Below are 9006 nucleotides of genomic sequence, written 5' to 3'. Positions count from 1 at the left end.
CTGCTGCGGAACCCAGCGTGTTGACGAAGTAGCTCAGCACGGCGGCGACCGTGGCGTCGGTCAGGCAGCTCGCCGTGGCCGGCCTGCTGCACGGCGATCAGATCAGCCGGCCTGCCGGCCTTGGCGTTGCTTTCTGGCCAGTTGCTATCGAAACCCCGGCTTGCGCCGTCTCGACTGGACTGACCAAGTGCCGACCACCGAGTTCCACATCGGCGCCGGCGACATGTTCCGACTCCTGCGGAGAACCGGATTCGAGGTCCTCGACCTGATCGAGCTCTTCGCGCCCGACGACGCTGAGGACCACCCCTATTACAACGGCATCCCGGCGGAATGGGCGAAGCGCGGGCCGGCAGAAGAGATCTGGCGGGCGCGCAGGTCCGCCTGAGGAAGCTGGACCGCGGGTCCGTCGGCGGGCCAGGGTGCCAAGCCCGACCGGGACTATGTGCGCGCCAGCTGGATCGTGTGAAGGGCATGAACTCCAGGGGCGCGAAGGTAGGCCAGCACCACGTCCTCCAGGAGAACGTCAGAGACAGTCCATGAGGGGTCATAAATGTGGCCGTTGGTGCGGACCAGCAACGTCGTGCCGATCCGTGTGAAGGGCGTGCACGAAAGAGTGCACCTTGCCGATGGACTCACCGTCGCAGCGGGGACCGGTCAGCAGCTTGTGACGGGCCACCATTTCGTCGGAGTCCCCGGCCAGCTGGATAGCAAGACGCGCTCCGGCAGCACCTTTATCTCCGGCTCCCTTGGGCCCTGCCAACCGCTGGCAACCGCCGCCACCGCCGCCCGCCGTGGCGTCGCCCAAGTCATCGGCCCGGGGCGTTCCGTCCAGCCGAGGGACGGCAGTCTGGAAGTGGAGCCGTTCCTGCGTCAGGCCTCGTCCGGGCGCTTGGACGGGGACGTTCGCAGCCACCTGGCGGCCCAGGTCCGACTCGGTGGGATCATTGGCTCATCTCGAACGAGGGTAGGGGAGGAACCCGCACTTCAGGCCCCAGCCGTACGGCTAGGTTGTCAGCCGCTCCAGGTCCACAGCCAGCTGCAGCCGGTGGCGCAGGGACGGTTCCAGGGGATCGCCATGAAGGACCTGACGCAGCTTCTCGAGACGGTAGAGGACTGTGTGACGGTGCAGCCCCAAAGCCAACGCAGCCTCCTTGACCGAGCTGTGGCTGAGCAGCGCCACCAGCGTCTCCTGCAAGGTCCCTCTGCCATCCTCCGCCTGGAGGCGGCCCAGCACATGTTCGACGTAGCGCTCCGCGACGAGCGGGTTCTGGGCCAGGACCAAGTAGGGCGCCAGCTCCTCGTGTTGATGCAGCCGGGCCGCCGGATGCAGCTTGCGCCCCAGCTCCACTGCCTGCTGCGCCTCCAGATAGGAACGGGAGATGCCTCGCAGGCCTGCATGCTCGCCGCCCAAGCCGGCCCGCACCCTTGATCGCGTCCCCAGCCGCGTCAGCAGGTCATCGATCGCGCTCACGTAGTCCTCGTTGCGGGGCCAGAGGACCACTAAGGTGTGCTGGTCGGTGGCGTCGGAGAGGGCGCCATCCGGCAGTTCCAGTTCAGGCAGGATGCGGTCGACGCCGTCGTCGGCCTTGATGACGAGGGCGGCATAGGCTGGGGCCAGCCGCAGGTTCAAGGTGAGAGCCTGCTTCTGAATCGACATGTCGTTGTCGAACGTCTCACTGATGAGCGAGTGGAGGAGCCGGGTTCGAGCGCGGGTGCCGCGGAGGAAGTGCTGTTCGCGCGCGTGAAGATAGGTCTTCGTCACCTCGGCGGCCACCTGGTCAAGAGCCGCAAAGACGTAGTTGGCAGTTGCCACCATCGCCTCGGGGTTGGCTTCCGGGTGGTCCCTCCAAGCGGAGAGGATGGCGTCCCAGGCCACCCGAGCAGCCACCCGGTAGGCAGCCAGGACCGGTTCCACAGACTGCGATCCGCGGGCCTGCAGGATGCCCAGCTGGGCCACATCGCGCAGCTCCCGATGAGTTGCCGGCCGGTGCTCCCGAGCAGTGGCCAGGAAGAGATCGATGCCGGCGGCGCAGGCGCGGGCGATCGCCTCCCGCCGCGGCGGCGCTCCCGTCGACGAATCCCAACGCACCAGCGCCACCACAGCCCGCGCCATGTGGCGGGCCAAGCCCTCCCGGCGGCGGAAGATCTCCTCGATCAACGGCTCAGGCAGCGAGGTGCTGACTTTCGACCTGGTGGCGACAGTTGACATACGCGCCGAGTTTAGGTGATGCTCATCGGCTTGTACCTCAGGTCCATGTCAAGACCTGGGTTGGCAGTCGGCGATGAGTCCGCTTTCCCGGCCAGGCACGTGCCAAGTCTCAGGGGCGGAGCCGATAGAGGACGTGGCGCCTGAGCGGGTGGCCGAGGGGCAGCAGGGGCTGCTCGAAGTCGTCTTCCGCGTCATGCGTCATGCCGACTCGTTCCATCGCGCGAGCGGACGTTGCCGGGCACCGTGAACGAACGATCTCAGCGAGCGACAGCTGGTCGAAGCCAAAGGCCACAACAGCGCGTGCCGCCTCGGTCGCGTAGCCCTGCCCCCAGTGGTGCCGAGCGAGCCTCCAGCCGACTTCCACCGCCGGCATGAAGGGGGCGTCGAAGGTTGGCAGCCAGAGGCCGACGAAGCCGATGAAGACCCCGGATGGGACCAGCTCGGTGGCCCAAAGGCCGAAGCCGTGGCCCGCCATATGGGCCTCGATCCTGTCGATCGCGGCATCGGACTCGCGCCGGCTGAGCGTTCGCGGGAAGTGCTCCATGACCACCGGATCAGCGTTGAGGGCGGCGAAGGGCAGGCGATCGCTCTCGCGCCAGCGTCGTAGCAGCAGCCGTTGGGTCCGCAGCTCAGGCTGGGCGCCCAATCGAAACGACCGTCACGCTGCCAGCGCTTGATTTGATCAAAGAGTCTTTGCCGCCGGTGGACTGGCCGGCCTACCTTCCTCGCGGATGAAGCGCAGCATCTGCTCCCAGGCGTCGTCGCAGGCCTCGCGATGCTCCGCCCAGGTCCTGTCGAAGAACGAGTGGGGCGCGCCGGGATAGATCACCATTCGGTGCGGCACGGCGGCCGCCGTCAACTCCTGGTCGAAGCGCTGGAACTCCTCCTGGGGGGTGAAGTCGGCTCCGGCCACCAGCAGGAGCAGTGGCGCCTGCATGCCACCCAGCACCTCGCGCGCCGCCTCGGGCCTGCCGTAGAAGCCGATGCAGCCGGCCAGGCCGTGGCCGGCGGCTGACTGACGCCAGGAGTGAGCGCCGCCGAAGCAGAAGCCGACTGTGAAGATGGCGCCCACGCTGCCCATCTCCTCGGAACGCAGATGTTGGACGGCCGCCAGCACGTCGGCATTGATCCCGCTGGGCTCGACCCGCTCCAGGTGAGCCCGAAAGTCGAAGCCCTCGTCGCGGGCGTCATCGGTTGCCGTACGACCGAAATAGTCGATGGCCACAGCGTCGACGCCGGCCTCCGCAAAGCGCTGCGCGAGCTCCTTGTAAAAGCTGTGCAAGCCCCTCACGTCAGGCATGATCACCATCCCCGCCCCTGTCGGCTGGGAAGCTCGAGCGAAGTAAGCCAGGAAACGATTGCCGTCCGCCGAGGTCAGGCGAACCTCTCCCTGGTCGGCGGCAGCCCCGGAAATTCGCGGCAGCGGGGGTCGGGCATCATCCGTGTAACACATGGTTAGAGTCTGATCGAGTCAGCTTCTCAGCGTGTAGAAGGACAGCGGTGGCTTCGGCCCGCAGCATCTTGGGGAACCGATTGGATCGGGCCTCTCGGGACGCTCCCGACTAGGGAAGTAGATCGAAGCTTGATACGTGCGACGGACGGACCACCGTGAAGTGCCTGCGGTCCAGGGTGGCGATGAAACCGGCGCCCAGGCGCTCCGGAGTTGTGACCACCGAGGCGTCGACAGTGCCAAGCGGCAGGTCCCGATAGCGAGCCACGAGCTCCGCTATCCGCAGCCAATCGGACACGGCCACCTTCTCGGCTACCAGGTTGCCAACAGCCAAGTCCCCCGAGGAAGCGGACTTCCGTCTCGCTGCCCACTCGGCTGGCGAGGAGATAGGCAACCTCAGCGACGACAAGAACCGGACACCCTTAGCGGAAGACACTTCGGCGCTTTCGGAGGTTTTCGATCACGCCGCTCTGGATAGTGTCGCGGACCCGATCCGAGAGGTTCATCACGAAGTGCTGGTCTTCGGCGAGCTCGGGGTCCAGGTCTGACGTGGGGATGGCCTCGTGGAACTGGATCCGCCACCGGCTGGGCAGCGGGATCACGCCCAGCGGGCCCAACCAGGGAAAGAAGGGGGTGACTGGAAAGTAGGGCAGGTTGAACATCCGGGCCAACCGCGGAATGTTGCCAAGCATGGGGTACGTCTCCTCCGAGCCCACAACCGAGATGGGGATGAGAGGAGAACCAGTCCTGATCGCGAGCTGGGCGAAGCCGCCGCGGCCGAATCGCCGCAGCCGGTAACGCTCGGTCCAGGGCTTGCCCGTGCCCTTCACCCCCTCCGGAAATACGAGCACCAGCTCCTCCTTCTCGAGCAGGTGCCTCGTGTCTTCGGGATGGCCCATCGTCTGGCCGGTGCGGCGGAGGAAGTCAGCCACCCCGGGCAGGCCGAAGAAGAACTCGGCGATCAAAACCCTGGCGTGGCGAGGCTCAGGATGCTCGCGAAAGAGTGCTGTCTTAATCATGGCGCCGTCCCAGGGCAGCACGCCTGCATGGTTGGAGACAAGCAGGGCACGGCCGCTCGCGGGAACATTCTGAACGCCGCTCGACTCCACTCGCCACCAGCGCTCGTACATGAGTTGAAACAGAGGCAGCAGGGATTCCGTCCACTCAGCGTCAAAGCCGAACTCGTCGACCTCATACTCGGCGCCGCGTTGAGCCAGCTCCTGCTGCCGGTAGGCGAATTGGGCGATCTGCATCATGGCAGCCAGGTCGATCACCTCTCGTCCGGTCGCATCCCGAAGCGCGCTGGCGAGCTCTCCAACCGCCTGCAGACCCGCCAGGGGCGCCTCTCGCTGGAAGCGGCGCACGCGCCCGCTCACCTCACGGCGTGCGCCAGCCAGGGCGCCGCTCAGCGGATCAGACCGGGCCTCAACCGCAGCCCTGCCATTCCGGCGCTTGGCCTTGGGCTGAGCCATGGTTCGACGCGACCGCCGCCGGGGACCGTCAGCCAGCGGTGTGAGAGGAGGCCGGTCGCCGGCGCTGCCGCAGGAAGCGCTCCAGCTCCGGCTCGAGGACGGGCACCGTCCCTGCCTCTCCCGCCAGCTCGGCTGCGAACTGCCTCACGACCTCGCGGGAAGTCTGCCTGGGCCGCCAGCCAAAAGTCGACACGAAGGCGCGGCTGTCGACCACCGAGCCGTATGTCAGCAGGCTCGGAAGGTGGGCCGCGACCGGCAGGCCGAGCCTGCGGACAACCCATGCGACTCTCTCTCCCGAGCCGGGCGGCAGAACCGGCAGCCACAGCAGGCGCAAAGCCTTGGTCACCTGGCTCAACAGGACCACGCCGTTTCCGCTCAGGTTGAACACGCCGCCTGCTTCGCCCAGCGCTGCACGTTCCAGCCCTTCCGCAGCGTCGTTGTCAGCGAGGAACTGGAGTCTGGGGTCGAAGCCTGCAGCGCTCAGCAGAACCGGAGCGGAGAGGGCGCGGGCGAAGGCGGTTGCCTCGGTCCGGTTCAGCCGGAATCCGAGGCGGACAGTGACCACTGCCTGGTCGCGCTGCCGGGCGGCGTGTTCACTGACCAGCTGCTCCATCTCCAGCAGCTCCCGCTCCAGGACGGTTCCAGGCGGCCGGCGGCCGGCGACGCGCTCCCCGATCAGCCCCGGCAGGCCGAGCCGCGCACCGTAGACCGCCACGCTCGACTTGACCACCAGCCGCCGGACCGGGCTTGCCGCTCCCGAGCAGGCGGCCAGCACGTTCATTGTGCCGATCACGTTCGTCTCATGGCTGAGCCTGGGCGGCTCGCGGCCCTCGCACCGGGTGGCGCAGTGGATCACCGTGTCGATCTCCAGCTCGCGAATGAGCTTGACAAGCACCGAGTGGCGGGTGTCGGTGTGGACGAACTCGAGCCTCTCAAAGCCCGCCCGAGGATCGACCAGGTCGAGACCGAAGATTGCCTCCACGTCCTCTCGCTGCTCCAATCGGCGACCCAGCGCCGCGCCCAGCGGGCTGGCCGCTCCGGTGACCAGCACCCGCGAATTCATCGCGCGCAGGACACCAGATCGTCTACGGGTAGATGCCGCGAACCGAGTTGGCGTTCGCCACCCGCTGCACTGCGAGGGCGTAAGCCGCAGTGCGCATGTTCAGACGCTTGTTCACGCTGAGGTGGAGCACCTCGTAGAAAGCGCGCGTGATGACGTGGTGGAGCTTGGTGTTGATCTCCTCCTCTTCCCAGAAGAAGGCCTGCAGGTCCTGGACCCACTCGAAGTAGGAGACGACCACGCCGCCGGAGTTGGCCAAGATGTCGGGTAGCACGAAGATGCCCTTGTCGTGGAGGATATCGTCCGCATCCGGCGCGATGGCTGCGTTGGCAGCTTCAGTGATCAGCCGGGCCTGGACACGGCCCGCGTTCTCGGCGGTTATCTGGTTCTCCCGCGCGGCTGGAACCAGCACGGTAACAGGCAGTTCGAGAAGCTCATGAGGGCTCAGGTCATCCGCCTTCTTGAAGCCTGAGACGCCACCGCGGTACTGGCGGTGCTCCCGAAGGGCAGCCAGGTCGAGACCCTTCGCGTTGTAGATGGCGCCCTTCGAATCGCCCACGGCTACCACGCGCAAGCCGGCGTCCTGGAGCAGGCGGGCGGTCGAGGCGCCGACATGGCCGAAGCCCTGCACGGCGACTGTGGGCGTCTCGTCGTCAATCCGCAGGTACTTCAAGCCTTCCAGGGTCAGGTAGGTGATGCCGCGGCCAGGTGATTCATGGCGACCTTGGGAACCGCCCACATCGACTGGCTTGCCAGTCACCGAAGCGGTGACGGAGTGCCCCGTGTGCATCGAGATGGTGTCCATGATCCAGGCCATCACCTGGGCGTTGGTGCCGAGGTCCGGTGCCGGCACGTCGCGCTCGGGGCCGATGAGAAGCGCGATCTCAGTCGCGTAGCGGCGGGTCAGGTGCTCGAGCTCGTTCTTCGACAGCGCTTTCGGATCGACAGTCACGCCGCCTTTCGCGCCGCCATAGGGGATGCCGACCACCGCGCACTTCCAGGTCATGAGCATGGCCAGCGCCTTCACCATGTCGAGAGTGAGATCGGCCGCGTAGCGCAGCCCACCCTTGGCCGGGCCGCGGCTGATGTTGTGCTGCACTCGATAGCCGGTGTAGACGTGGACCGAGCCGTCGTCGAGCTGGACGGGGAAGTGAACAGTGAGCTCCCGCTTGACCTCCTTCAGCATCCGAAGCGAGTCGTCGGGCAGGTTCAGCACCTGGGCAGCCCGCTCCAACCGCTGCTGCGCCACGGCAAAGGCCGATTGCGGCTTCAAGTCGATCGCCATCTGCACCTCTTCACTTGGACTATCGATCCCGCTGACCGTTCCGACCGTGGGCCAGATGGTACCGCGTCAGCGTGAGTCTGAGCACATCAACCCGGCAATCGCCAGGCACGCAGCCTTCAGCCAAGACGGGCAGAACACGCCAGCTGCAGGCCAGTAATCGGGTGCGCTAGGCGAGCTACCGCTTCGAGCCGGATCTGCAGATCCGAGCTATCGTCGTGCCGCGGCCCTACGGGTACGGGTCGCCCTGACGGGCTGCTTCGGGGCGGCCGGCTGAAGGGCGTCCAGCCGCGCGGCCAAGCCGTCCAGCCGTGTCTCCAAAAGCTCGTAGTCGCGCCGGGTGGGAATCGAAAGCCGGCTCAAAGCCCGCGCCACTGCTACGTCGACCAAGTCCTCCGCCTCGTCCAGCCGGCGCTCCACTTCGCTGCTGACTGCACTGGCCGGAGCGCTCAGGGTGCGACGGACGTAGCCGAGCAGTGCTTGCCCACGCTCGTGCAGCGTCTCGGCACCATTGCCCGGCTGCCGCTTTTCCTCTCCCATGACGATCTGGGAGAGAACCAGGCTGGTCAGGTCTCGGCCCGTGTCACGGTCCACCACCTTGATCTCCGCACCCTCGCGAACGAGTGCTGAGATCCGGTCCAGCGTGACGTAGCGGCTGGTGCTGGTGTCGTAGAGCTTCCGGTTGGCGTACTTCTTGATCAGATGCTCGGTCACCACTTGTGGCGCAGTATAACGCAGCGCGTTATCATCTTCTCCAAGCCAGGTCACACAGTTAGCCGAAGGAGCCGACACCGCCATGACCACGGGAAAGACACCTCCGCCGCTCGGTCCGGAAGCAGACTCTGGACGCCTGATCCGACAAGCTCGTCAAGCTGCCCGCGGCGCTGTGCAGGATATCCAGAAGCGGCTTCCGCCGCAGCTCGCTGAACGCGTTGATCGGAGCCAGCGCCGGCTGCAGGAGCGGCTGGGCGGTGCGGATATTCGAGCACAGCTTGATGGGCTGACCCAGAGGCTTGACGCGCTGACTTTGAAGGTCGAGGGCTTGGAGAAGCTTGTCGCGCCGACTTCCGGGTCTGCTCCGCCTGGCCCACTCGGTCCGGCGGCCGCCCAGATGGAGCCCTCGCTTGCCGCTCAGCGGCGGCGGCCGCGGCCAGCGCCCATCAGCAGTGCCGGCGGGAGAGCTGGGGAAGGCGCGGGAGCGTTGACACGCCGACCTCGCCCGCGACCTGAGCCGCTCGAAACACCTACTGAGAATCAGGTGGTTCGACCCCCTGCCTCGCGCCGCAAGCCGGCCGGAACGCCGCCGAGCGCCAGTGCTGAGACGAGCGCCGAGAGCCAGAGTAGCCCGGGGCTGGACGCCAGCTTGGAGGCCGGCCCGAGCGAGTCCTAAGCCAGTTCGCTGACGGGCCGACCCAGCAGAGTTGCGGAATTGACCGAACGGTCTCCGCGATCCGTTCGGCAATCGCATCCGGTCGGGCAGCTCGCCCCTACGCCCGAGCAGGTTCCGACGCAGTCCTGCATCATTGACGGGCA

10 protein-coding genes are annotated in these 9006 nt (G+C 66.7%); 1 reads left to right on the top strand and 9 read right to left on the bottom strand.

Going from position 1 to position 9006, the window contains the following annotated elements:
- Nucleotides 1-187: 187 nt before the first annotated feature.
- A complete protein-coding gene (locus tag ACR2MZ_RS01925) occupies nucleotides 188-385 on the top strand; it encodes a hypothetical protein (RefSeq protein WP_434003389.1) in 198 nt (65 codons plus the stop codon).
- Between the two features lie 53 nt (nucleotides 386-438).
- On the opposite strand, the gene ACR2MZ_RS01920 is transcribed toward ACR2MZ_RS01925, so the two are convergent.
- From ACR2MZ_RS01920 to ACR2MZ_RS01880, 9 genes are all read right to left on the bottom strand, one after another.
- On the bottom strand, nucleotides 439-576 hold the full coding sequence (locus ACR2MZ_RS01920; protein ID WP_434003388.1) for a hypothetical protein: 138 nt from the start codon (nucleotides 574-576) through the stop codon (nucleotides 439-441).
- A 427-nt stretch (nucleotides 577-1003) separates the two neighbouring features.
- The gene (locus ACR2MZ_RS01915; RefSeq protein WP_434003387.1) at nucleotides 1004-2209 is read right to left on the bottom strand and encodes a PucR family transcriptional regulator; all 1206 of its coding nucleotides are present in this window, start codon (nucleotides 2207-2209) and stop codon (nucleotides 1004-1006) included.
- A 109-nt stretch (nucleotides 2210-2318) separates the two neighbouring features.
- Nucleotides 2319-2855: a GNAT family N-acetyltransferase gene (locus tag ACR2MZ_RS01910; protein ID WP_434003386.1), complete on the bottom strand. Its 537-nt coding sequence runs from the start codon at nucleotides 2853-2855 to the stop codon at nucleotides 2319-2321.
- A 36-nt stretch (nucleotides 2856-2891) separates the two neighbouring features.
- The gene (locus ACR2MZ_RS01905) at nucleotides 2892-3662 is read right to left on the bottom strand and encodes a dienelactone hydrolase family protein (protein ID WP_434003385.1); all 771 of its coding nucleotides are present in this window, start codon (nucleotides 3660-3662) and stop codon (nucleotides 2892-2894) included.
- Nucleotides 3663-3771: 109 nt separating this feature from the next.
- Nucleotides 3772-3993: a hypothetical protein gene (locus ACR2MZ_RS01900; protein ID WP_434003384.1), complete on the bottom strand. Its 222-nt coding sequence runs from the start codon at nucleotides 3991-3993 to the stop codon at nucleotides 3772-3774.
- A gap of 88 nt (nucleotides 3994-4081) precedes the next feature.
- On the bottom strand, nucleotides 4082-5131 hold the full coding sequence (locus ACR2MZ_RS01895) for a lysophospholipid acyltransferase family protein (RefSeq protein ID WP_434003383.1): 1050 nt from the start codon (nucleotides 5129-5131) through the stop codon (nucleotides 4082-4084).
- Between the two features lie 28 nt (nucleotides 5132-5159).
- Nucleotides 5160-6194: an NAD-dependent epimerase/dehydratase family protein gene (locus ACR2MZ_RS01890; RefSeq protein ID WP_434003382.1), complete on the bottom strand. Its 1035-nt coding sequence runs from the start codon at nucleotides 6192-6194 to the stop codon at nucleotides 5160-5162.
- Nucleotides 6195-6216: 22 nt separating this feature from the next.
- Nucleotides 6217-7476 carry a Glu/Leu/Phe/Val family dehydrogenase gene (locus ACR2MZ_RS01885; RefSeq protein WP_434003381.1) on the bottom strand — a complete coding sequence of 420 codons (1260 nt, stop codon included), beginning with the start codon at nucleotides 7474-7476 and terminating at the stop codon, nucleotides 6217-6219.
- Between the two features lie 207 nt (nucleotides 7477-7683).
- Complete coding sequence (locus ACR2MZ_RS01880) at nucleotides 7684-8187, bottom strand: polyhydroxyalkanoate synthesis regulator DNA-binding domain-containing protein (protein WP_434003380.1); 504 nt, start codon at nucleotides 8185-8187, stop codon at nucleotides 7684-7686.
- Nucleotides 8188-9006: the final 819 nt, after the last annotated feature.

This window comes from Candidatus Dormiibacter sp., assembly GCF_050999135.1.
GTDB lineage: Bacteria > Chloroflexota > Dormibacteria > Dormibacterales > Dormibacteraceae > Dormiibacter > Dormiibacter spiritus.
This window is presented reverse-complemented; position numbering and strand designations above follow the sequence as displayed.